Raw genomic sequence first — 22,570 nt, forward strand, 5'->3', positions numbered from 1 at the left:
AAAAATGAGACTTGACAGTGTAAAAGAGTATGAGAGAAGAATAAAAAGCATCATTATAACGGAAGATGAGATAAAAGACGGGCTGAAAAGAGCAGGGGAGTATATAAACGCCCTGTACGACGGCAACCCCATTCTTCTTGTGAGCGTACTCAAGGGCGCATTCGTGTTTATGGCAGACCTTTGCCGTGAGGTGACCGTTCCCTGCGAGATAGGCTTTATGTGCGTCAAGAGTTATTTTGAGGGGACCTCGTCCTCTGGAGAGGTCAGCGTGGTGATGGACCTTGACAGGGACGTGAAGGATTACCACCTGGTAGTTGTGGAGGACATAATCGACACGGGAAGAACGCTGAAAAAGCTGCTTGATATGCTGGGGGATAGGAAGCCTCTGTCGCTTAATGTTGTAACGCTCCTTGACAAACCGGACAGACGGTTGGTGGACTTGAAAGCGGATCTTTCCCTTTTCACCATACCGGATAAATTCGTTATCGGATACGGTCTGGACTGTGCGGAGTATTACAGAAATCTTCCCTACATAGGGGAATACAGCGAGATATAAGAATAAAAAAAGCGGCTCTTTGCAAGGCATTGAGCCGTGATTTTTGACAGTTGCGGGAGGTAAGAGAATGAGCATTACGGTGAATATATATTATACCGGGAAAAATGGCAGCGCAGTTGAATTTGCCCGTGAAATGGAGCAAAGCGGAACGGCGGAGCTTATAAGACGGGAAAAGGGAAACCGAAGATACGAGTATTTTCTGCCCATGAATGGGACAGAAACAGTGCTGCTCATAGACAGCTGGGAGGATCAGGCGTCAATAGATGCCCACCACGCATCGCCTATGATGAAGACCATAGCGCAGCTGCGTGAAAAGTATGACCTGCATATGAAGGTGGAAAAATATATCCCTGCACCGCAGGAAAAGGCGGACAGGGAGTTTATCAGAGAATAAACGAGAAGAAGGTAAGTTTAGTTGGATAGGATAGATTTTTTCAGGGATCTGGCATTGATAATAGTCAGCGCAAAGCTGTTCGGACTTGTGGCGGCAAAGCTGAAAGCACCGCAGGTGGTGGGCGAGATAATCGCAGGTCTGATAATGGGACCGTGTATATTCGGCTTTGTGAAGCAGTCGGATTATATCTCTTTGCTGGCGGAAATAGGCGTTATAATGATAATGTTCTCCGCAGGGTTGGAGACTAACCTGAAAGAGCTGGTCAGAACAGGACCCAAAGCCCTGATGATAGCCGTTATCGGCGTGTTTGTGCCTCTTGGAGGAGGAACGCTTTTGTACAGCTGCTTTTACGGTTTTGAGGCAGTGGGCAGCGACGGCTTTTACAGAGCGCTGTTTATCGGCACAATACTCACAGCGACCTCTGTGGGGATAACCGTTCAGACCCTCAAGGAGCTGGGACATATAAAGGAACACGTGGGAACGCTTATCACCAGCGCAGCCATTATCGACGACGTTATCGGAATTATCGTGCTCACCTTTGTTATCGGCTTTAAAAACCCCGAATCAAAGCCCTCCACAGTGGTGATACATACGGTGCTGTTCTTTGTATGCAGCATCTGCGTGGGAATGCTCATGTACTATATCTTCAAATACATCGACAAGCATCACCCCCACCAGAGAAGAGTGCCCATACTTGGACTTGCGCTTTGTATGTTCTTTGCCTTTGCGGCGGAGGAGTTCTTCGGGATCGCAGATATCACAGGCGCATATGTGGCAGGACTTATTCTTTGCAACCTCAACGATTCGGATTATATCGCCCGTAAGATAGACATAAACTCATATATGATATTCGGTCCGGTGTTTTTTGCAAGTATCGGTCTTAAAACCGAGTTCAAAGGCTTTACAAGCTCTCTGCTGCTGTTCTCCCTTTGCTTTGTGGCGGTGGGGCTTGTTACAAAAGTGATAGGCTGCGGACTTACCGCAAAAGTAATGGGATACAACTGGAACGAAAGCCTTAAAGTGGGCGTTGGAATGATGACCAGAGGCGAGGTCGCCCTTATCGTGGCGCAAAAGGGACTTTCCGAGGGTATGCTCGATGCAAAGTATTTTGCGTCGGTGATATTGCTTATCATCGTTTCGTCCATTTCAACACCTATCATACTCAAGCTGCTTTACAGAAAATCTCACGGAAACAAGCGCACCGACGACGATGACGGACAGCCGCAGACCCGGCAGCCTGAACCTGAGCAGACAAAGGCGCCGACACAATGAATTTGACAAATAAAGGACCTTTAAGGCTCTGCCCTGCAACGGCGGAGCCTTTTTGACTGTTTTAATAACAGCAACGGGAAAAGTTTGTATAAATTGCAGAAAAACTGCCGGCTTGGGCAGGTTATGTTGAATTTGAAAGACCGATGTGGTATACTGTAAAACATAAACTCAGCATTATGCTGTTTCAGAAGGAATGGTCGTATGAAAAAACATGTCAGCAAAATTATTTTTGCAGCATTCATACTTGTCTATGTGATATGCTGCTTTGTCCAGGCACCTGTTACAGATGCAGTGGGGACAATGTGGTCACTGCTGCCGCCCATAGTGGCTATCGGTCTTGCGCTTATCACAAAAGAGGTGTACTCATCGCTGTTTGTGGGCATAATAACCGGCGGCATCGTCTGCGCAATATCCGCAGGTTCCGGCTTCCCGGGAGTGTTCAACACCATTGTGAAGGACGGACTTGTGGCTAACCTTGCCGATGAAAGCAACATGGGTATATTGGTTTTCCTGGTGGTCCTGGGAATAATCGTTGTGCTTATGAACAAGGCGGGGGGAAGCCGTGCATACGGCGACTGGGCAGCAAAGCACATAAAGACCCGAGCAGGCGCAAGCCTGTCCACCTTTGTGCTGGGCGTTCTGATATTTGTGGACGACTATTTCAACTGTCTCACCGTAGGCTCTGTTATGCGTCCCGTAACGGACAAGCATAAGGTGTCAAGGGCTAAGCTGGCTTACCTTATAGATGCCACCGCTGCACCTGTGTGCATTATCGCACCGATTTCCTCATGGGCAGCCGCAGTCAGCGGTACTGTAAAGGGCGTAAACGGAATACAGCTGTTTATAAGAACAATACCCTACAATCTTTATGCCCTGCTCACCCTGGCAATGGTCATCTTCATAGCTGCGTCGGATCTTGATTACGGTCCCATGAAGACCCATGAGGATAATGCCAAAAAGGGCGACCTTTTTACCACCAAGAGCACCGTTTATCCCGAGGACGCAAAGCCGGAGCATACCAAAGGAAAGGTCATCGACCTTGTCCTGCCTGTGCTTGTGCTTATAGTAATGTGTGTCCTGGGAATGCTGTATACAGGCGGTCTGTTCGAGGGCGAGAGCTTTATCGATGCCTTTGCCAACTGCGATGCCTGCTACGGACTTGCCCTTGGCTCTATCGGCGCACTTCTTATCATTATCGTGTATTTCCTTATCAGGCGTGTGCTCACATTCGGACAGTGCATGGACGCTGTTCCCGCAGGCTTCAAGCAGATGGTGCCTGCAATACTCATTCTTACATTTGCGTGGACGCTTAAAACCATAACCGCTCAGCTGGAAGCAGGAGCCTTTGTTTCCGATCTTGTCCAGAGCGCCACCGCAGTGAAGATCCTTCTGCCTGCAATACTCTTTGTTGTGGCACTGGGACTCTCCTTCGCAACAGGTACATCATGGGGAACCTTCGGTATACTTATCCCCATCGTAACAGAAGTGTTCAGAGGCGAACTTGACTCGGTAACATCTTCGGGAAGTATCCCCGCAACAGTTATAATCTGCATCTCAGCCTGCCTTGCAGGTGCCGTTTGCGGCGACCACTGCTCACCTATTTCCGATACCACCATTATGGCGTCCACAGGTGCCCAGTGTGACCATGTGAACCACGTTTCCACACAGCTCCCTTACGCTATGACCGTTGCAGGAGTTTGCGTGGCAGGATATATCCTTGCAGGCTTTGTGGAAAATGTGTTTGTTGTCCTGGGCTGCTCTATGGCAGCAATGCTTGTGACTCTGTTTGTTATCAAAAAGCTGAAAACGCCTAAGTCTGCCGCCGCAGAAGATGAAACCCCGGCACATGAGTAATGCGTTTATAGGTTGACGATCGATGATATTTACTGTAAAAGGTTGACAAATTAAGTAAAATGAGATACAATATTTGTATAGTATTTATTATCGGAGGTGGAGATCATGAGCGCAAAAAAAAACGATGATATCCAGGCAGAATGTTTTGTAAAGCTGTGCGAACTGTATCCTGTTTACAGAAGAGTGATCTGCAAGCTTTTTGATGCAAAGGAGTTCAAATTTACCAAAACTCAGCAGATGATCATAATGACTCTGTGGCTTTATAAAAAGACCTCTCTTTCCCAGCTGGCAACCCTTATCAGTACATCTAACGAGCAGGCAACAAGAGCTGTGGGACAGCTTGTAAAGAAGGGCTTTGTTACAAGAGAAAGAAATGAGGAAAACCGCAGACTTGCTGAAATACAGCTTACACCTAAGGCTGAAGAGGCAATAATGGAAAGCCAGTCAAGGGTCAGAGAAAGGTTCCCAAAGAGCCTTAAATGCTTCAGCGACGAAGATGCAGCAGAGCTCTACGAAAACCTGAGCAAGGTGGGAGAGATCCTGATGAAGGCTGAACGGGAGCTGCTTGCGGTTGAGAACATAGATGAATAACGAAAAGAAGAAAAGGCGCCCCCAGGGGAGCTGTGAAAACTGCGCAAACTATGCATACGACCAGGAATATGAAGAATATGTGTGCATGGTGGATCTTGATGAGGATGAGTATTATCGGTTTTTAAATGAACCGAATTATGCCTGTCCCTACTTTAAACTTGATGATGAATACGCAGTGGTGAGAAAACAGAATTAAAAATCAAAAAAAGTGCTTGTTGGTATTGACAAGCACTTTTGTTTGTGGTATACTATTAAAGCTGTAATAGTTACAGCGATAGTAAACTGTGGAGAAGTCGCCTAGCCCGGTTTATGGCGCACGACTGGAACTCGTGTATGGGTTAATAGCTCATCGAGGGTTCGAATCCCTCCTTCTCCGCCAGTGCACAGCGTGCACCACGCAATTCCGCCTTTGGGAAATTCCCGAGGGCGGTTTTTTTGTTTGACGGCGGGTCGGACATCGTAATAAACCCGCAGAGACGGGTCGTCCGCATATTTTTGCTATGCCTAAAAGCCTATTCTGCGCCATTTGATGACCTTCCGGGCTTTGAGATCCGGCGTTGATCTTCATAACATTTTTCTGCTTCATGTAATATGATTCAATACTTACTTTAATTATACATCACCACCGCCCGATAGTCGATCATATACAAGCAGAAAAAACAGCGTGAGAGTATCAAAGCCGCCCTCACGCTGCTTGCGCATATAGCTTGTTATTGCGCTCAATATTTCGCAATGTACTCGGGTTTACCGAGATCAGCCCTTGCTTCAGACCGCATTATTCATTTATCAGCCCTTCGGCAATAAGCACCGCACTTTCTATCAGCTTGGGACATTTAGAAGCAAACAGCCCCTTTGCCCTTGCACAAGCCTTGCCTTCATCGGTGGAAATATCGCAGTCAAGCAGCTCACGGCAGATGTACGAACCGTTCTGTTTTGCAAATTCATCTAGAAAACGCACCGCATAGCTGTTTGCTCTCTGCTTGCTGTCAAAGTCTCTGTCCTCGCACATACCGTATTTAAGCCCCAGAGCCATCAGCGCACCCGTGCACGCACCGCAGACCTCAGCCTTGCACATTCCTCCGCCAAAGCACGCACCGACCTTCAGTGCCTGTTCTCTTGCTATTCCAAGCTCATCGGCAAATGCCGCCAGCACCGCCTGAGAGCAATAGTACCCCTTTGAGAAAAGCTCGCTTGCAATTTCTGTGTGTTTCATAAGTTACCTCCTATAAATATATTTGAATTTATCTATATTTACCTTAAACAAAAATCCGTGTTTCCACGGATATTCTATTTGCAGCAGCTTTTACCGCTGCCCGATACCTTTGTAAGCTCACGCAGACATTTCACAGCAGCCTCAGTACCTTCCTCCGAAATGGAGTAGTACATCCACTTGCCCTCTTTTCTGCCGACCACAAGACCGCTGTCGCAAAGTATCCTCATGTGGTGCGAAAGGGTGGGCTGGGTACACTGCATAGCCTCAAGCAGCTTGCAGGCGCATTTCTCACCGTGTTGCAAAAGCCTGAATATCTGCACCCTGTTTTCATCGCACAGTGCCTTGAAGATAACGGTTATCTGCTTGTCTGAAAGCTTCATATCGCACACCTCACATTGATGATTTTCTATATAATAGCAAACACATTGAAGTTTGTCAATGTGTTTTCCAAATTTTTTCAAAAAAATCAAAAAAAATATTTCGATCTGCTTATTGCATAAAAAACAGGCACCTGCTTTGTGTACAATGCCTGATGGTTAAGATGTGGTATTTGTATTATACCATTAAAAAGAAATCTGAGTTTCAGCTTGATCGCCGTCAAGCAAAGTGTCCCTGCAAGAATAACTGCCCCTGTCTATCCTTGACATGATCTCGCACCGCCGCTTCAGAAAAAGAAATTGACAGGCTATCCCGGGTTTGGTATAATATAAAAGAGTAATCATGCAGGCATGGGGCAGATGTGCACTGCCTGCTGACAAATAGCTTGGGGGAAAGGGAAAATGGCAAGTGCAAAAAAGGACCGCAATAAAGAACGGGTGAAGCTTTATAAGAAGGTCAGAAATACCAGCACATGGGGTTCAACGGTTTTTTATCTGATAATGATACTCCTGTTTGTGGTCACGATGGTCTTTCTGGCGGGCTTTGTGCTGGAGTATATTTTTGAAACAAAATTTGCCCAGGGCTATCGGGAGCTGAAACATACGGCTGAGCTTTACGAGCTTGCAGATAAAGAAAAAGACAAAAGCCTTATGGAGCATATTGAAACGGAAAACACGGATTTTATCGTAAGGGATAAAACGGGAAAGGTGTTATACCGCAAAGGCGAGGATACCTGCAAGGGCGAAGGCAGCGATATAAAGCTCTCCAACGGCGAGGAGACATATAAGGTATATGAGGATTCCAAGCTGGGATTTATCTACCCCGACGGTGACGGCGGACTTGGATTTAAGATAAAGGACTTTATAAAATGGGTGAGTGACCACGAGGAAAACATAAGAGTCCCGCTGTGGATATCCATAGATATAAGATCCGGTGAACAGACTTTTATCGGAAAAGCGCAGCTCACCTTCGACAGAAGAGATACCATACTTGTTATTGAATTTTTGTCGGGCGTAGCAGGGATAGTTTTTGTCATCGGTGTTATAACTATAATAAGGATAATCAAAAGTGCAGTCAATTATAAAAGGGTGGTAAGGCTGTTCTACTACGACCCTGTTACAAAGGGACATAACTGGATGTGGTACGTAAGATACGGCGACGAAAGACTGCGCAGTTCGTTCACAAAGAAATACAGCTTTGCGGTGGTCAATCTGGTTTTCAGAAATTACAGGACCTACTGCCTGTGTCACTCTCTGTCCGAGGGCGAGGAGCTTCTTGCAAGGATAGACAAGGCACTGTCGAAAGAGCTGAAAAAGCCGGAAATGTGCGCCCATGCCACCACCTCCAACTTTGCGCTTTTACTTAGATATGACGACCGTCAGAAGCTGACAGAAAGACTTGAAGGGTTAGTGAAAAAGCTTCATGAAATTGACAGCGAGCACAAGTTCGATTTCCAGATAGGTGCAGACATTGTGCCTGTGTACAGAAACGAAGGCGGAAGGATACTCAGACGTAAGGATGTCAGCATTGAAAATGTGTACAACAACGCTTGTTCCGCAAGAGCGGAGCTGGCGGAAACAGAGGAAACAGGCATACGAATTTTCGACAACGCTCTGCTTGAGGAGCAGCGCTGGCGTGACATTGTGCATGAGCATCAGTGGAACGCATTGAAAAACCGGGAGTTTGTGGTGTATTATCAGCCTAAGTACGACCCCAGGACCAACGCTCTGAAAGGGGCAGAGGCTCTTGTAAGGTGGGATTCTCCCGAATACGGATTTGTTACACCGGGCAGGATAATCCCGATCTTTGAGAAAAACGGCTTTATCACCCAGATAGACCACTATATGATACAGCACGTTGCCCATGACCAGAAGGCATGGCTGGACGGTGGGTATGACTGCGTTCCTGTGTCGGTAAATGTTTCAAGAGCGCATTTTTCCGAGAACGACCTGGCGCAGCAGATAAGGGATATCGTAGACCGAGAGCAATGCCCCCATGAGCTTATAGAGATAGAACTTACCGAAAGCGCATTCTTTGATGACAAAAAGGCGATGATAGAAACTATCAAAAAGCTGAAGGAATATGGGTTTGCGGTTTCAATGGACGACTTCGGAGCAGGGTATTCCTCCCTTAATTCTCTCAAGGATATGCCCCTTGATGTGCTCAAGCTTGATGCGGAGTTTTTCAGAGGAGATAATGCCGGGGAAAGAGGCGAGATAGTTGTATCCGAAGCTATCAAGCTGGCAAAGAGCCTTGAAATGCGCACGGTGGCAGAGGGCATCGAGGAAAAGGAACAGGTGGACTTCCTGGCACAGCAGGGCTGCGATATGATACAAGGGTACTACTTTGCAAAGCCAATGCCGAAGAATGAGTACGAGGAAAAAATGCAGCGCAGCAAAATAGCGGAGAATAACTGAACATAAAAAGACCGACTCTTTGACTTTACAAAGGGTCGGTCATTTTATTGTCCCACGGCTGGCTTGCCGCAGGGCAGATTGTATTTTCAAAAAGCTTTTTCCCCGGGATAGTAAAATCCGTGGCGTGCTCTTATGCTGTCCATTACTTTCATTACCGCCGCAGTGCAGCGGTGTGGGACAAGGTCGCTTTGCAGCGCACCATTGTAAAGACAGCTGTGCGCCTGCTCTATCTCGTACTCATAGCCGTTTATCCTTACAGGCAGGTGCGAGCTTTCCACGACGTTTCCGTCCGTGTCAAAAAGAGTGATACGGTCGGTGCAGTGGAACCACTCTCCAAACAGGATACACCCCTTGTCCCCTGTTATAAGGGCATCGTTTTTAAGCTGTCTGTCAAAGCCGCAGCGTATCTTTGCAAAGGCATCGCCGTGATCCAGAGTTATGCACTCTGACATATCAACGCCATTTGAAATGTTCATGGTGCTTGTAATACTGTCAGGCGTGTCTCCCAGAAGGTCGGCAGCAAGCGTAAGCGGATATACCCCCACGTCCAGCAGCGCACCGCCTCCGCACAGGGGGTCAAATAGCCTGTCGCTTTTATCGTAGGGCACAAGGTTTGAAAAATCTGCCCTTATGCAAAGCACTTTCCCTATCCTGCCCGATCTCACCCATTCAAGTGCTTTGAGGTAGGTGGGCGTGCATTTCATCCACATGGCTTCCATAAAGAAAACCTTGTTTTTACGGGCACATTCCAGCATCTGTTCAAGCTGGCTGCTGTTAAGGGAAACGCTTTTTTCGCAAAGCACGTTCCTGCCGTTTTCCATGCACAATATACAGTTGTCATAGTGGCTCGCCATAGGGGTGGCGATGTAAACTATATCCACATTTTTATCTTCGGCAAGAGCCGCATAGCTGCCATAGCTTTTTTCAAAGCCGTATTTCTCCGCAAAGTCGGCAGCCTTGTGGGATGAGCGTGATGCCGCTGCATAAAGCTGTGCATCGGGGCAGCCTTTAAGTGCCTGTGCAAAGGTGTTGGCTATCCTGCCTGTGCCGATAATGCCCCAACGTATTTTTTTCATATCCATCACCTGTAAATTTTTTTCTGTCCTTTTGTCAATGCTGAGAGAGCAAAATCCCGTATCTGCCATTGAACGTGCAGATACGGGAATAAATATCAGTTTTTGTAAAATTCGTCCTCTACCGTCTGATCCAGTCTGGAAACGATCTTTATGATCCTTTCCTCAGGCTCCTGGTAATTGCCCAGCGCCCATTTGGATATGACTGCAAGGAAGCCCTGTGAGCGATAGCAGCTCATATACTCAAGCTCCTTGTCGGTTATGTCCGAAGATAGCATCTCGCTCTCCATCTGTCTGAACAGTCCCTCGATAAGCTTGCTGAGCTTGCTGCGCAGCTGACCTGTGCTGTTGGGGCTGAATACCATCTTGAAAAGAGGCTTGTTGTCAGAGATGTACCGGACTATCTGAGAGAAAAACTCCTCCGCAGGAAGCTCCTCCAGCTTCAGTACCAGAAGTCCCAGCTCAACCAGAGTTTCAGACTCTATCTTGTCGTAAAGGTCATATACGTCCAGATAATGCTTGTAAAAGGTCACACGGTTGACCTCTGCTTTGTCGGCGATCTCCTGAACGGTCACCTTGTGAAGTTCTTTTTCCATAAGCAGTTCCGCAAGTGCATCACGCAGTGCCCTTCGGGTCCTGAGAGTTCGGCGGTCTGTAGTTTTTTCAGCCAAAACGGTTCACCTCTGTATAAAATAGTTGGGTTTACTGTGCATTTCCAATTATCCACCTTATTATAACACATATTTTTGATTTTTGCAACACAATGAGAGGGCAAAAGAGAAAAAACTGATTATTTCAATGTACGGACGGGGATCTTTGGCGACAATTTATCGCTTATTTGTAAATTAAGCTACAGCTTTCGCAGGGGATGTAGTTTATACTACATTTGAGAGGCGATTTGATTGTTGATTTTAACTAAAATGTGTGCTATCTTATACACAGAACAAAAAAGCTGGACAAAACAGAAAACAAAAAAAGAACAAAAGATAACAAATGGATAAACCAAGAAAAAGGAGGGAAGCTGAATGAGAGACTGTGACAAGAAAACAAAGACAGACAGAACAAACCCCAAGCTGGTAGTTTCACTGTGCTCAGGGTTTGTTGCACTTGCAATGCTCACAGGGGTCGCAGTGTTCACCGCATCAGCTTCCGGAGTTTCACAAAACCGTCCCAAGACGGTGAAAGCTGCCGAGGTGACGCAGTCACAGTCAGATTACCGGGATATCCTGCTGGCACAGCAAAGGTCAGATAATATGACAAAGGTCAAGTCTTCCGGGTCCGGCACTCAGCTGGCAGCAGGTGCTCAGGACAGCAGAAAAACCGCTGACAGCAGTTCGCAAGACGAAGCGTACAAAAGAAATTATATATACTACGTTCCGGCACAAGCCCACAAAACAGTAAAAAACAAAGAGGATCTTACAGGCAGATATATTGAAAAAGAAAACAAGAACATTCAGATAGAATTTTCAAAGAATGACAATAAGTCCTACCGCTGCGTGGTAACTAAGGATGAGTCGGAAAAAGGAAAGGCAGTATACGAATTTATATGCACCACAGGTGATTCATATCTGACATATACAGGCGGTATCAGGTACCGTATCACTCAGAACGCTGTAACAAAGGCTCTTGAGAAGAAACAAGAGAGCAAGGATCATTGCGGAAAGATCTATCTCAGCGAGTCGGGACTTACCTGGACCGACAGCGACGGATCCCACGGAACTTTCACACAGATCACGGACTAAGCCCAAAATTCCCCCCAAAGGAATTTTCCATATATTCTCTCCCCCTTTTCAGACGCTCGTAATAATACGGGCGTTATTTTTTTTGAAAAAAGCGGTATTTAAACTTGGTTTTAAGCAGGCAGATTATACTGTGTTCAGAAAAAGAAAGAGGGTGACAAAATGTTCGTAAAAAAAACAAGACTTCTGGTAGCTGTTCTTGCCATTTGTATGCTGGCAGCAGGCTGTGCGGATTCCTCCGGCTCATCGTCGCAGGACTTGTCCGAGGCGGGACAGGAAAGCTCCGTTTCCGTATCGGCTGACAGCGAGGGATCGTCCGAGGGCGACAGCAGCTCGCAGAAGGAAAAAAAGTCAAAGAGCAAAACAGACAGCTCGGCAGGCTCTGATGATACCTCTGCGGATACCTCCACAGGAGCAAGTGAAAAGAGCAGGAGCAAAAAGGACAGCTCACAAAGCTCAGGGGATAACAGCGGTTCTTCCTCCACAGGGAAAAAGTCCAAAAAGAGCAAAAAGAGCAAGACCGAAAGCGGCTCTGACAGCAGCTCAGGTTCGTCGGAGAAAAAGTCAAAGAGCAAATCCTCGGCGGACAGCTCAAAAGGAAGTAACGACAGCGCTTCTGCCACATCGGGCAGCGGCGCTTCCGCTTCTTCAAAAAAGAGCCGATCAAAGGTGAAAAAATCAAAGAGCACCTCAAGTGAAAGTGCTTCGGATACACAAAAAAGCAAGTCTGCAAAGACAAAGTCACAAAGCTCGTCAACCACTTCGGACAGCACCGTGAGCAGTGCTCAGTCATCTCAGGACAGCAGCACTCAGACGATGACGGATACCGCAGCGGAAGCTCAGACTGACCTGAGTGTGCAGACACCGGTCGAGACGGAGCAGGATCAAAGCGCACAGGAAACCTCGCCAAGCGAGCAGACACAGGAAAATACCGCTGATATTGAAGCTGACGGCGAAAATGAGCAGACAGACCAGAATGAACAGCAGGAGCAGACCACGGACGAAAATATAAATGGATCCGAGGACACAGAAAGCGTGCAGCAGCCTGCTGACGCTGAAAACATACAGGACGAGGACCCGTCGCCGCAGGAGCAGACATCTGATACCGAAAACGAAGAAGAGGGCGGTGAAAATGAGCAGACAGACCAGAATGAACAGCAGGAGCAGACCACGGACGAAAATATAAATGGATCCGAGGACACAGAAAGCGTGCAGCAGCCTGCCGACGCTGAAAACATACAGGACGAGGACCCATCGCCGCAGGAGCAGACATCTGATACCGAAAACGAAGAAGAGGGCGGCGAAAATGAGCAAACAGACCAAGAACAGCAGCAGGATCTGACCACGGACGAAAACAGCGATGAAGCCGAGAGCACCGGCAGCGAGCAGCAGGAGGATCAGGACACACAGGATACACCGACAAAAACATAGTAAAATAACAACAGCCCGATGACCGTCAAGGTACATCGGGCGTTTTGCTGCATCTTGTTATTTTATTCCGTAGGTGGTGTTGTAATCGGCGACTCTGAAGGTAACAGGGAATTGTGTGCTTCCCACGGTGGAAAGCTTGACGGTGAAGATAAAGCCGTCCTTTTTGCCGTTAAAGAACCTTGCCGAGCCTTTCCCGAAAGCAGGCACATTTTCCTCCAGTTTGTTCTCAGCCGGCAGCTTTTCTTTCAAGCATTTGATAAGCGCCTGTGAAACTGCGGTGGGCTCCACCTTATCGTCGTCATCACCGATAGAGTAATATATTCCTCCGAGCTTGCCGTCCTCCTTGTAGGAAAGGATCACCTTTACACTTGCCTCTCCGCCCAGCTTGACTCTGCCGGCAAAGACCTCCGACCTTTTGCCCAGGTCAAAGGTGAACTGTCCGCTGTAGTCTTCCACAGCATTTTTGTTGTCAAAAGCACCGTTTGTCTTTGCGCTCACCTCATCGGCGGTAAGACCTATGAACTGTGTGCTGCCCTCTCCCATAAAAGCACCAAGAAAATCAGCCTCTTCAACTACCTTGCCCTTTTCCGCATTGCTTGAGGATGAGGACAATGTCACCTTTTCTCCCTCTGTCCTTGAAGAGCTGTCGCCGCAGGACGCAAATGCACTCAGGGCAACAACAGCTGATAAAACAGCAATAACTATTTTTTTCACTTTAACTCCCCCTTGTGATATTTTATAAATGATAGCACATTTTATTTGAAAAATCAAGGGTATTTTAATACCTGTAAAAGTTGACAATCAAAGGGTATAAGTGTATAATACATTCAGGTATGCAAATTTTCTTTTACGAGGTAGGCAATGGAGTATTTTTATAAGGCGTATTCCCACACAGGAAACAGAGATAAAAATGAGGACAGCTTTTCCCTGCGCCAAGGGGAAGGCGTACTTTGTGCCGCCCTTGCAGACGGCATGGGCGGATTCGGAGGGGGAGAGATAGCCTCCCAAACGGTGATACAAGCCTTTGAGCAGGCGTTTGACCTTGACCCTATGACCCAGCCCTGCCGGATCGTTTTAAATGCCAATGAGATGATACTTCAAAAGCAAAAAGAGCTTGGAAATAAAATGAAGACCACCGCAGCGGTGGTGAGGATAGATGCCCAAGGGGCACATATAGCCCATGTGGGAGACAGCAGGGTGTATGCCTTCAAAAACGGCAGGATAGTGATGCGGACCGTTGACCACAGCGCAGCCCAGATGAGCGTGGACGTGGGGGAGATAACTGCCGATGAGATACGAACCCACCCGGACAGATGCGTGCTTACCAAAGCGCTTGGCTCATCCCGGGAGCTCAGACCTGCACAGGCGCAGCTTCCTGCGGACAGCTTTGACTGTATGCTCATATGCTCCGACGGGTTCTGGGGGAGCGTTACGGAAAGTGAAATGTGCCTGTGCCTTGCCCAAAGCCAAACCCCCGGGCAGTGGCTTGAGCTTATGCAGAGCGTAAGGCAGAACAATATCTCACAGGATGATGATAACAATACGGCGATTGCCATAATGAAACAAAGGGAGGGATAAGCGATGCTGTGTATGTACTGTATGAAGGATATGGAGCAGACTGCACAGGTGTGCCCGCATTGCGGCAGCAGCAGGAGCTATTCGGTGCCTCCCCACAGACTTATCCCGGGTACAATGCTTGCCCAAAGATATATCGTGGGCGTGGCAAAGGGCGAGGGCGGCTTCGGTATAACCTATGCAGGCAAGGATACACGCCTTGACAGGATAGTTGCTGTAAAGGAATATTTCCCCTCGGGACTTGTGAACAGAAATGCCACAGTCTCTCCCGTGGTGACAAGGACAACGGAGGAAAACGGCGCTGATGCCTTTGAAAGGGGCAGAGAAAGATTCCTTAACGAGGCAAAGACCCTTGCTAAATTTTCCGGGGAACTGGGCGTTGTACATATCCTTGACTTCTTTGAGGAAAATGATACCGCATACATAGTTATGGAATACCTTGACGGAATGAGTCTGGGGGAGTACCTTAAAGTCAACGGCACAATGACAGCGGCGGACACGATAACCATACTTATGCCCGTTATGCTGTCCTTGAAAAAGATACACAAGCAGGGACTTATCCACAGGGATATAAGCCCGTCAAACATAATGGTGCTTAAAAACACCGTCAAGCTCATAGATTTCGGTGCGGCAAGACACGCCACAGGAAGCGGCAACAAGAGCATTTCGCTTATGCTCAAGCCCGGCTATGCCCCCGAGGAGCAGTACCGCAGCAAGGGAGTTCAGGGTCCCTGGACAGATGTTTATGCCCTTTGCGCCACCATTTACAAGTGCATTACAGGCGTTACTCCCGACGAGGCAAATGACAGACTGCACTGTGATGAGTTAAAGACACCGTCACAGCTTGGAATAAACGTTGCTCCGTCCTTTGAAGCTGCGCTTATGAAGGGTATGAGCGTCCTGCAGCAGGACAGGTATCAGACTGTGGATGAGCTGCTTGAGGCTCTTACCGGCTTTGAAATATCCGACGACCCCAAGACGCTTGTGGGAGCTTCCGCAGGCAAAAAGGCATATGACCCCGAGGACGATAACCGCACCACCATGGTCTCTCAGCTTTCAAGCGAGGACAATGTTACACGCTTTGTCCCAAGGGAGCAGGCAGTGCAGCAGCAGGCTTACAGAGCACCTGTGCAGCCGCCGCAGTTTGCCCCCGAGCCGTCCTTCCCCGGAGCTGTGCAGGGATTTGCCCCCGGCAAGGAAAACTCCGAGCTGGATAACAAGGTTGCCGACAGGATAAAAAAGCGCAGGCAGAAAAAGGCGCTTATGGCGTTTTTTATCATACTGCTGATAGTTATAATTGCGCTGGTGGTAATGGTGCTGGTGAAAAACTCCTCGGGCAAAACGGGAGGCTCTGACAGCAGCGGAAAGACGGTTACAAACAAAGACGGCGTTGCCATTACAAACAGCAAGGTGGATATGGACCTGGAGTCAAGGTACGTGAACTTCTATAAAACAGCCGTTACCGTGGACAGCATAAAGGAAGTCAAAAACAACAGCAGCATACAAAGCATCTATATAAGTCAGTGCGAGGTCACCCAGGGTGCTATTGACGAGATAGGAGAGCTGGGGGATAGGATAAAGACACTGAGCATTGAGGAGAGCAAGGGCTTTGATGACCTTACCCCTGTTTCAAAGCTCACCAATCTTTACAGCCTTTCCATAAAAATGTGCGGACTGAAAAACGACGACTTCAAAAAGATAGACACAAGCGCAATGAAGGGACTGGGATATGTTGACCTTACAGGCAACCCGGACCTTTCGGACATAAGCTTTTTGAAGGGCGGAGAAAAATCAATATATACCCTGGGCATATCCTACACCGCCGTAAGCGACCTTTCTCAGATATCCGGCTTTGAAAAGCTCAGCAGGCTCACTGCGGAAAAGTGCAGGATATCCGATATATCTGCTCTTAAAAACAAAAGGATAGGCTTTCTGACGCTTACGGATAACAGCATAAAGGATCTTTCTCCCCTCAGCGGCAACACGGCCATAACCAATCTTGACCTGGCAGGCAACCAGTTGGAAAGTCTTACTGCGCTGGAGGACTGCACCAACATAAAAAATCTTAATGTAAACCACAATAAGATAAAAAGCCTTGCAGGACTTGAAAAGCTTATAAGGCTGGAAAAGCTGGAGTGTGCCGACAACCGGATAAGCGACATCGGCGGCATCATCAACTGTACTGTGCTTTCCTATGTGAATATAAGCCAGAACCAGATCAGCGACATAAGCCTTCTGAGCAAAAGCAGCCAGGCGCTGAAGAGCCTCTTTGCAGACGAAAACCGGATAAGCGACCTGTCCCCTGTGAGCAAGGCGACCGGGCTGAAAGCCATCAGCTTTAACAGCAACAAGGTATCCTCCCTTGACCCGCTCAAGGACTGCACCAAGCTTGCCGCCATATCAGGCGATAACAACACCATACAGTCCCTTGAGCCGATAAAGAATATGTCGGGGCTTACTCTGATAAGCTTTGCCCACAACAAGATAAGCGATATGTCCCCGGTGGAAAAAATATCTTCCTCCAGAATGTATGTGCTTGACCTGAGCAACAACAACATAAGCACCCTTTCCCTTGCCTCGGGAAAGACCTATGAGAGCGTGCTGGTGTACAGCAACCCCATAAATTCTCTTGACAACGTGAAAAACATAAGGGGTCTGACCATTGCCATTTCCTATTTTGAAGGCATCAAGCTCAAGGAGCTGAAGGAAGGATACCTGAAGCTTTCCATTGTGGATTGTCCCCTTGACAAGCAGGTGGCTATCGAAAAGGAAGTGGGAAGATACTCCGTAAGCTTTGTCAGCGCAGAGGAAAAGGAAAAAGAGACCAATGAGAAGAAACAATCTGTTTTCAAGCAGATAAATTCGTGATAACGGCACAAACAGGGAGTTGGGAAAATGGCGAACACAGTCTATTACAGCGAAAAATATAAAGGACCGCAGCTGCTTGTGGTGTGGCAGGGTACCATAAGAGCGGTGAGCCTGGGGGGAGAGATGACCCTGGGCAGGCGCACCCCTGAAAACGTGGTGGATATACCTGTTGATGCGGACTTTGTTTCACGCTCTCACGGAAAGTTCATCTGTGACGAGCAGGGCTGCTTCTACGTGGACACCAAAAGCATGAACGGTACATATTACAACGGCTGCGCCGTTTATCCGGATAACCCATACCGGCTGGTGAACGGTGACGTGCTGCATATTTATAACGGCGAGCCAAAAAGCGGCAGCGATGTGGTGACACTTATCTTTATGTTTGACCACCCCCAGAGCTTTACCGCCCAGACCATAATGCTTGACGGGCAGACTGCGGAAATAAATATCGGCAGAAGCTTTGATAAGGACGTTACCGTGGGTTCCCAGGCGGTATCTTCCGACCATGCGGCATTTTTTGCGGATATGTACGGCTGGGCTGTGGCGGACCACGCAAGCGTAAACGGAGTGTTCCTTAACAACAGCAGGATAACCTCCCCACTTTATCTGAAAGTAGGTGACTGCGTAAGGATAGTGGACACCAACTTTGTATACCTGGGAGACAGGATAGTTTATCAAAGCTTTAAAAGTGAGGACAATACAGGCGTGGGCACCACTCTTGAGGTTCATATCGCTAAAAGGACTATCCGCAGCCTTTTCAGCGTCCATGCACTTCTCAGAGATATAAACGTGACCTTCCACAGCGGAGAGATGATACTTATCCTCGGGGGTTCCGGAGCGGGAAAAACCACCCTTGTCAACGCAATTCTTGGATACGAGAAGGCGGACGGCAAGATAACCTATAACGGCATTGACCTTTATACCGACGAAACAGGCTTACAGCAGAAAATAAGCTTTGTGCCCCAGTCGGACCTTATGAGGGATTTTGACAGCGTATATTATACCCTGCGCAATGCAGCGGATATGAAGCTCCCTGACAATATGTCCGATGAGGAGATAGAGAAAAAGGTGATCGAAACCCTGCGGCTGTTCAACCTTGACAAGGTGGAGGACAGCCTGGTGAAAAAGCTTTCCGGCGGTGAACGCAAAAGGCTCAGCGTTGCCATTGAATATATCGCCGACCCGGAGGTGTTCTTCCTTGACGAGCCGGACAGCGGTATCGACGGACATTACACTATCCAGCTTATGAGCATATTGCGAAAAATAGCCGACAGAGGCAAGATAATCGTTATCATCTCCCACAGCGCAAACCGTATCGCCGAGAACTTCGACAAGGTCCTTGTGCTGGCAAAAAGCAAGCAGGATCAGTGCGGATACGTATCCTTTTTCGGGACTAAGGAGGACGCATACACCTTCTTTGATACCGACAATCTTGAGGATATAGTGGGCAGAGTAAACGACCAGCCCGATCATTATATTCACAAATTCAACAGCCTTTACAGGTAAAGGAGAATATATATGCAGTCATCAAGGGGAGAACAGATAAAGGTATACTTCGGCAAATGCTGGAGAATATTCAAAAACGAGAACGGCTGGAAGGTGTTTATCAGCTCCGCAATAATCACCTTTCTCATAAGCCTTGTTACCGGAGCGGATATGTTCAAGGGCTACCGTGCCACACGAAACGGAGCCTTTGCCATGGTGTGCGCCTGTATCTGGATAGGCATTTTCAACTCTATCCAGTCGGTGTGCAAGGAAAGGGATATCATCAAGCGTGAGCACCGCTCGGGCATGAGCATTTTTTCCTATGTGAACGCCCACGCACTTTTTGAGCTTATACAGTGCTTCCTTGAAGCGGTGATAGTAACGGTGATGACCCTTATCTTCAACAGCGATACCGTTCCCTCTGCGGGAGCGATAATGCCTGTGGCGCTGGAGCTGACGGTATCGTTTTTTGTTATCATCTTCAGCTCGGATATGCTTGGACTGATGATATCCTGCATAGTCAAAACACCCCAGACAGCCATGACGGTCATGCCCTTTGTGCTTATCCTGCAGCTGATAATGTCCGGCATGATATTTGAGCTCAAGGGATTTACCGACAAGCTTTCCAACCTTATGATATCAAAGTGGGGTCTTAACTCCATATGCATAAGCGCAAATGTCAACGCAATGGCAGGCGCACCCGGGGACGAAAGCTATAAATTTGAAGCTTTGAACCTGCTGAAAATGTGGGGATTGCCAATGCTTTTTGCACTGGTCTATATCCTTGTGGGGATAATGTTTTTGTCCCTGGTGGACAGAGATAAGAGATAAAACGGGCGCAACAGGTTAAAAATACCCGGTGACAGGTGATTGATTTTTGTGAAAAGATAATGTATAATGTAACAAAACAAGGTAAGGGGAGATGAAGCGCTATGGCATACAAACGTTATAAAATGAAGAAAAACCCCACTTTTTTTGATGCAGCTGTGCTTGCGGTGTTCATCCTCTGCCTTATATTTGTGGCAGGCTACTTTTTACAGCGCTTCATTCACAGCGGTACACGCAATTCCATAAAAGGTCTGAAAGAACCGGTACAGCGTGAAGTTGAAGGCGGCACGGTGTATATGGATAAAGGCGGTTTCGATATTACTGTAACCTTTAAGTGCTCCTATGATATTGAGGCACTGGTGGTGCATACCAAGGATTACCGTGGGGACGACAATATGGCGGACGCTATCTCACCTGTGGACCTGGGACTTGCCTGGGGCAGAGTTGCCGCGCTTAACGAAAAAGTGGATTTCCAGTGGGACCAGGCTAACAGGCGGTGCTACTGTGAGGTCAATAGCCAGGAAGATATGTATCTTGTCGGCGGCATGGATTATCTGAGCCAGAACTTTTCAAACAACCATATCATACCCGCCGAGGAGAATGTGAGAAAGGATATCGAGCGTGTACGCCGGGGCGACCACATCCGGCTGCGGGGATATCTGGTAAATGTGGACGGCGTGGAAAAGAAAACCGGTCAGGGAGGATATTACTGGTACAGCAGTACCACAAGGACTGATACCGGTGACGGTGCCTGCGAGATCATATATGTCACCAACGTTGACTGGATAGACTGAATGCAGGAGAAAAAATAGCAGGGAGATCGTATATCTGCTTGACTTTTGCAATGCAGATGTGATATACTGAAAGCGGAACCAATGAATGTCAGGAAAGGAGATTTGTTATGACTATCAATAAAGAATCAAAAGGAAGCAAACTTACAATGGCTATCCAGGGAAGGGTGGATACTACTACCGCCCCTGAGCTGGACAAGCAGCTGAGAGAATCTATCGACGGGGTCACAGACCTGATACTGGATTTTACAAAAGTTGAGTATGTATCTTCCGCCGGACTCAGAGTCCTGCTGTCGGCACAGAAGATCATGAACAAGCAGGGTCAGATGAAGCTGATCGGCGTCAGCGACGATATAAAGGAGATATTTGACATCACGGGATTTTCCGAGATACTTACCTTTGAATGATCCCCTTGCAGAGCATAAAGGAGAAAAAATGAAGGAAATAGATATTACTGCTGTGGTGGAAAATTTGTCCACGGTCATTGATTTTGTCGATGAGCAGCTTCAGGCGGCAAACTGTCCCATGAAGATACAGATGCAGATAGATGTGGCAGTTGAAGAGATATTTGTGAATATTTCCAACTATGCCTACGGCCCCGATGTAGGACCTGCCACGGTGAGAGTCAGCATTACTGACCAGCCTCCCATGGTGGACATCACGTTTATCGACAACGGCGTGCCTTATGACCCCCTGAAAAGAGAGGATCCTGATATTTCCCTGTCTGCGGAGCAGAGGGGGATAGGCGGTCTGGGGATATTTATTGTGAAAAAGAGCATGGACGATGTCAAGTACGAGTACCGTGACGGGCATAATATCCTTACGCTTAAAAAAGGACTTAACTGAAAATAATTATGTGAAAGCAGGACGGGAGACCGCCTCTGCTTTCTTCTTTAGGAGGATGTATATAATGGCATTTACGGTGAAGACACTGGAATTCCTCGATGAAAACTATGTGCGCAACGACAGAGAGTGGTTCAAGCAGAATAAACAAAGATATGAGCGGGAGGTCATCGCTCCCTTTGTGCAGCTGCTGGAAAAGCTTGCCCCGGTCATTGAGAAAACGGACAGCGAGCTTATTTGTTCTCCCAAATGTATCGCACGTCTGTACCGTGACGCAAGACGTGTTAAGGGCGGTGCGATCTTCAGAGATTCCCTGTGGTGTTCTGTGAAAAAGAAAAAAGCGAGCGCATATGACTGCGTTGCGGAGTTTTATTTCTATGTCTCCACCCGTGGTTTCGGATACGGCTGCGGTTATTATATAACCCCTACCGCCGTTATGGAACAGCTGCGAAAAGCAGCAATAGACGGCGATAAGCTCTTCAAAGCTGCAAAGAGAGCCTATGAAAAGCAGGACAGATTCTATCTCTCGGGGGAAATGTATAAGAAAAATCATTTTCCCGACCAAAAGCCCGATATCCTGGATTGGATAAACCGGCGCAGCATCTGTTTGTGCTACGACAGTCAGGACCCCAGCGAGCTCTTTGACGAGAACCTGTTTGACCGGGTGGCACAGGACTTTGAGGCTATCTCACCCGCCTATAAGTTTTTCAGCGAAATGGAAAAACGTGCCCGTGGAGAATCCCGGAAGCCCCATAACATTAAATAGTCAAAGTTTATTTTTGTGGAAAAACACAACATGACATCCTGCCTCTGATGTGGTATAATAATAACGGGTACATATTATCCCCAAGCAGCACTCCCGATGCGGCGGCAAGGCAGCGGGCAGACAGATGCTGCGCTTGTGAGGGTAAGTTTTCAGGTCATTCGCATATGCCGCAGTGCGTTGCCCTTTGTTTAGGAGGCGTGGAATGAATCCGCTGGAGACAATAAGAGAAAAAGTCAGAGTGTTAAGGGACAGTGACCCGAATATCCATGTGAATGTGACCATTGCCCGACCGAAGATAAAACTGGACAACTGTCCGGCACAGATACTTGAGATCTATCCCAATGTGTTCAGACTCAGAGATATAGGTCAGGATAAGCTTTATACAGTAAAATACTCCGACATTCTCACAGGACAGGTGGAGATAGTTGAGCTGGTAAGGAAAACCGGTGCGTGAATTGCAAAAAGCCGCTTCGATAAAGAAGCGGCTTTAATTTTA

24 protein-coding genes and 1 tRNA gene are annotated in these 22,570 nt (G+C 47.7%); 20 read left to right on the plus strand and 5 right to left on the minus strand.

Going from position 1 to position 22,570, the window contains the following annotated elements; all coding sequences use genetic code 11:
- The first annotated feature begins 4 nt into the window (after positions 1 to 4).
- From hpt to T494_RS0101570, 7 genes are all read left to right on the plus strand, one after another.
- Positions 5 to 556, plus strand: coding sequence for a hypoxanthine phosphoribosyltransferase (hpt, locus tag T494_RS0101540; protein ID WP_028504779.1), 552 nt, complete (start codon positions 5 to 7; stop codon positions 554 to 556).
- Between the two features lie 67 nt (positions 557 to 623).
- Positions 624 to 950, plus strand: coding sequence for an antibiotic biosynthesis monooxygenase family protein (locus T494_RS0101545; protein ID WP_028504780.1), 327 nt, complete (start codon positions 624 to 626; stop codon positions 948 to 950).
- 21 nt (positions 951 to 971) lie between these two features.
- Positions 972 to 2,222, plus strand: coding sequence for a cation:proton antiporter (locus T494_RS11915; RefSeq protein WP_081777184.1), 1,251 nt, complete (start codon positions 972 to 974; stop codon positions 2,220 to 2,222).
- A 201-nt stretch (positions 2,223 to 2,423) separates the two neighbouring features.
- A complete protein-coding gene (locus T494_RS11920) occupies positions 2,424 to 4,076 on the plus strand; it encodes a Na+/H+ antiporter NhaC family protein (protein ID WP_037343622.1) in 1,653 nt (550 codons plus the stop codon).
- Positions 4,077 to 4,181: 105 nt separating this feature from the next.
- A complete protein-coding gene (locus T494_RS0101560) occupies positions 4,182 to 4,667 on the plus strand; it encodes a MarR family transcriptional regulator (RefSeq protein ID WP_028504781.1) in 486 nt (161 codons plus the stop codon).
- Positions 4,660 to 4,863 carry a DUF6472 family protein gene (locus T494_RS0101565; RefSeq protein ID WP_028504782.1) on the plus strand — a complete coding sequence of 68 codons (204 nt, stop codon included), beginning with the start codon at positions 4,660 to 4,662 and terminating at the stop codon, positions 4,861 to 4,863. The genes T494_RS0101560 and T494_RS0101565 overlap by 8 nt, the downstream gene beginning before the upstream one ends.
- Positions 4,864 to 4,953: 90 nt before the next feature.
- Positions 4,954 to 5,046 (plus strand) — tRNA-Ser (locus T494_RS0101570).
- Positions 5,047 to 5,442: 396 nt separating this feature from the next.
- On the opposite strand, the gene T494_RS0101575 is transcribed toward T494_RS0101570, so the two are convergent.
- A complete protein-coding gene (locus T494_RS0101575; protein ID WP_028504783.1) occupies positions 5,443 to 5,880 on the minus strand; it encodes a C-GCAxxG-C-C family protein in 438 nt (145 codons plus the stop codon).
- Between the two features lie 74 nt (positions 5,881 to 5,954).
- Positions 5,955 to 6,260, minus strand: a complete 306-nt coding sequence (locus T494_RS0101580) for a metalloregulator ArsR/SmtB family transcription factor (RefSeq protein WP_028504784.1) — start codon at positions 6,258 to 6,260, stop codon at positions 5,955 to 5,957.
- Positions 6,261 to 6,659: 399 nt separating this feature from the next.
- Between T494_RS0101580 and T494_RS0101585 the strand changes: the two genes are divergently transcribed.
- On the plus strand, positions 6,660 to 8,675 hold the full coding sequence (locus T494_RS0101585; protein ID WP_028504785.1) for an EAL domain-containing protein: 2,016 nt from the start codon (positions 6,660 to 6,662) through the stop codon (positions 8,673 to 8,675).
- 86 nt (positions 8,676 to 8,761) lie between these two features.
- On the opposite strand, the gene T494_RS0101590 is transcribed toward T494_RS0101585, so the two are convergent.
- Together T494_RS0101590 and T494_RS0101595 are read right to left on the minus strand one after the other, a co-directional pair.
- Positions 8,762 to 9,751, minus strand: coding sequence for a Gfo/Idh/MocA family oxidoreductase (locus T494_RS0101590; RefSeq protein WP_028504786.1), 990 nt, complete (start codon positions 9,749 to 9,751; stop codon positions 8,762 to 8,764).
- 95 nt (positions 9,752 to 9,846) lie between these two features.
- Positions 9,847 to 10,419 (minus strand): TetR/AcrR family transcriptional regulator, encoded by a 573-nt coding sequence (locus T494_RS0101595; protein ID WP_028504787.1) that lies wholly within the window; start codon positions 10,417 to 10,419, stop codon positions 9,847 to 9,849.
- A 354-nt stretch (positions 10,420 to 10,773) separates the two neighbouring features.
- On the opposite strand from T494_RS0101595, the gene T494_RS0101605 reads away from it, so the two are divergent.
- Together T494_RS0101605 and T494_RS0101610 are read left to right on the plus strand one after the other, a co-directional pair.
- Positions 10,774 to 11,490 carry a hypothetical protein gene (locus T494_RS0101605; RefSeq protein WP_028504788.1) on the plus strand — a complete coding sequence of 239 codons (717 nt, stop codon included), beginning with the start codon at positions 10,774 to 10,776 and terminating at the stop codon, positions 11,488 to 11,490.
- 159 nt (positions 11,491 to 11,649) lie between these two features.
- The gene (locus tag T494_RS0101610) at positions 11,650 to 12,918 is read left to right on the plus strand and encodes a hypothetical protein (protein WP_028504789.1); all 1,269 of its coding nucleotides are present in this window, start codon (positions 11,650 to 11,652) and stop codon (positions 12,916 to 12,918) included.
- Positions 12,919 to 12,975: 57 nt separating this feature from the next.
- On the opposite strand, the gene T494_RS0101615 is transcribed toward T494_RS0101610, so the two are convergent.
- A complete protein-coding gene (locus T494_RS0101615) occupies positions 12,976 to 13,632 on the minus strand; it encodes a hypothetical protein (protein WP_028504790.1) in 657 nt (218 codons plus the stop codon).
- A 147-nt stretch (positions 13,633 to 13,779) separates the two neighbouring features.
- Between T494_RS0101615 and T494_RS0101620 the strand changes: the two genes are divergently transcribed.
- From T494_RS0101620 to T494_RS0101660, 10 genes are all read left to right on the plus strand, one after another.
- A complete protein-coding gene (locus tag T494_RS0101620) occupies positions 13,780 to 14,496 on the plus strand; it encodes a protein phosphatase 2C domain-containing protein (RefSeq protein ID WP_028504791.1) in 717 nt (238 codons plus the stop codon).
- Positions 14,497 to 14,499: 3 nt separating this feature from the next.
- A complete protein-coding gene (locus T494_RS13235; RefSeq protein ID WP_051539856.1) occupies positions 14,500 to 17,361 on the plus strand; it encodes a leucine-rich repeat domain-containing protein in 2,862 nt (953 codons plus the stop codon).
- Positions 17,362 to 17,388: 27 nt separating this feature from the next.
- Complete coding sequence (locus T494_RS13240) at positions 17,389 to 18,867, plus strand: ATP-binding cassette domain-containing protein (protein WP_051539858.1); 1,479 nt, start codon at positions 17,389 to 17,391, stop codon at positions 18,865 to 18,867.
- A gap of 12 nt (positions 18,868 to 18,879) precedes the next feature.
- A complete protein-coding gene (locus T494_RS0101635) occupies positions 18,880 to 19,677 on the plus strand; it encodes an ABC transporter permease (protein WP_028504792.1) in 798 nt (265 codons plus the stop codon).
- A gap of 101 nt (positions 19,678 to 19,778) precedes the next feature.
- Entirely contained in the window at positions 19,779 to 20,468 is a 690-nt protein-coding gene (locus tag T494_RS0101640) for a hypothetical protein (protein ID WP_028504793.1), read from the plus strand.
- A gap of 107 nt (positions 20,469 to 20,575) precedes the next feature.
- The gene (locus T494_RS0101645; protein ID WP_028504794.1) at positions 20,576 to 20,872 is read left to right on the plus strand and encodes an STAS domain-containing protein; all 297 of its coding nucleotides are present in this window, start codon (positions 20,576 to 20,578) and stop codon (positions 20,870 to 20,872) included.
- Between the two features lie 28 nt (positions 20,873 to 20,900).
- A complete protein-coding gene (locus T494_RS0101650) occupies positions 20,901 to 21,311 on the plus strand; it encodes an ATP-binding protein (protein WP_028504795.1) in 411 nt (136 codons plus the stop codon).
- 64 nt (positions 21,312 to 21,375) lie between these two features.
- Complete coding sequence (locus T494_RS11935) at positions 21,376 to 22,074, plus strand: DUF2461 domain-containing protein (protein WP_051539861.1); 699 nt, start codon at positions 21,376 to 21,378, stop codon at positions 22,072 to 22,074.
- 47 nt (positions 22,075 to 22,121) lie between these two features.
- Positions 22,122 to 22,280, plus strand: coding sequence for a hypothetical protein (locus T494_RS14085; RefSeq protein ID WP_155984001.1), 159 nt, complete (start codon positions 22,122 to 22,124; stop codon positions 22,278 to 22,280).
- On the plus strand, positions 22,277 to 22,528 hold the full coding sequence (locus T494_RS0101660) for a hypothetical protein (protein WP_028504796.1): 252 nt from the start codon (positions 22,277 to 22,279) through the stop codon (positions 22,526 to 22,528). The genes T494_RS14085 and T494_RS0101660 overlap by 4 nt, the downstream gene beginning before the upstream one ends.
- Positions 22,529 to 22,570: the final 42 nt, after the last annotated feature.

The organism is Ruminococcus sp. FC2018, from assembly GCF_000621805.1.
GTDB lineage: Bacteria > Bacillota > Clostridia > Oscillospirales > Ruminococcaceae > Hominimerdicola.

Excerpts from the sequence above, each read along its gene's own strand:
- T494_RS0101560 (WP_028504781.1), top strand. The coding sequence starts at position 4,182 with ATGAGCGCAAAAAAAAACGATGATATCCAGGCAGAATGTTTTGTAAAG.
- T494_RS0101590 (WP_028504786.1), bottom strand. The coding sequence starts at position 9,751 with ATGAAAAAAATACGTTGGGGCATTATCGGCACAGGCAGGATAGCCAAC.
- T494_RS11920 (WP_037343622.1), top strand. The coding sequence starts at position 2,424 with ATGAAAAAACATGTCAGCAAAATTATTTTTGCAGCATTCATACTTGTC.
- T494_RS0101640 (WP_028504793.1), top strand. The coding sequence starts at position 19,779 with ATGGCATACAAACGTTATAAAATGAAGAAAAACCCCACTTTTTTTGAT.
- T494_RS0101580 (WP_028504784.1), bottom strand. The coding sequence starts at position 6,260 with ATGAAGCTTTCAGACAAGCAGATAACCGTTATCTTCAAGGCACTGTGC.
- T494_RS0101575 (WP_028504783.1), bottom strand. The coding sequence starts at position 5,880 with ATGAAACACACAGAAATTGCAAGCGAGCTTTTCTCAAAGGGGTACTAT.
- T494_RS0101620 (WP_028504791.1), top strand. The coding sequence starts at position 13,780 with ATGGAGTATTTTTATAAGGCGTATTCCCACACAGGAAACAGAGATAAA.
- T494_RS0101545 (WP_028504780.1), top strand. The coding sequence starts at position 624 with ATGAGCATTACGGTGAATATATATTATACCGGGAAAAATGGCAGCGCA.
- T494_RS11935 (WP_051539861.1), top strand. The coding sequence starts at position 21,376 with ATGGCATTTACGGTGAAGACACTGGAATTCCTCGATGAAAACTATGTG.
- T494_RS0101635 (WP_028504792.1), top strand. The coding sequence starts at position 18,880 with ATGCAGTCATCAAGGGGAGAACAGATAAAGGTATACTTCGGCAAATGC.
- T494_RS14085 (WP_155984001.1), top strand. The coding sequence starts at position 22,122 with ATGTGGTATAATAATAACGGGTACATATTATCCCCAAGCAGCACTCCC.
- T494_RS0101660 (WP_028504796.1), top strand. The coding sequence starts at position 22,277 with ATGAATCCGCTGGAGACAATAAGAGAAAAAGTCAGAGTGTTAAGGGAC.
- T494_RS13235 (WP_051539856.1), top strand. The coding sequence starts at position 14,500 with ATGCTGTGTATGTACTGTATGAAGGATATGGAGCAGACTGCACAGGTG.
- T494_RS0101610 (WP_028504789.1), top strand. The coding sequence starts at position 11,650 with ATGTTCGTAAAAAAAACAAGACTTCTGGTAGCTGTTCTTGCCATTTGT.
- T494_RS0101585 (WP_028504785.1), top strand. The coding sequence starts at position 6,660 with ATGGCAAGTGCAAAAAAGGACCGCAATAAAGAACGGGTGAAGCTTTAT.
- T494_RS0101565 (WP_028504782.1), top strand. The coding sequence starts at position 4,660 with ATGAATAACGAAAAGAAGAAAAGGCGCCCCCAGGGGAGCTGTGAAAAC.
- T494_RS0101650 (WP_028504795.1), top strand. The coding sequence starts at position 20,901 with ATGAAGGAAATAGATATTACTGCTGTGGTGGAAAATTTGTCCACGGTC.
- T494_RS0101605 (WP_028504788.1), top strand. The coding sequence starts at position 10,774 with ATGAGAGACTGTGACAAGAAAACAAAGACAGACAGAACAAACCCCAAG.
- T494_RS13240 (WP_051539858.1), top strand. The coding sequence starts at position 17,389 with ATGGCGAACACAGTCTATTACAGCGAAAAATATAAAGGACCGCAGCTG.
- hpt (WP_028504779.1), top strand. The coding sequence starts at position 5 with ATGAGACTTGACAGTGTAAAAGAGTATGAGAGAAGAATAAAAAGCATC.
- T494_RS0101645 (WP_028504794.1), top strand. The coding sequence starts at position 20,576 with ATGACTATCAATAAAGAATCAAAAGGAAGCAAACTTACAATGGCTATC.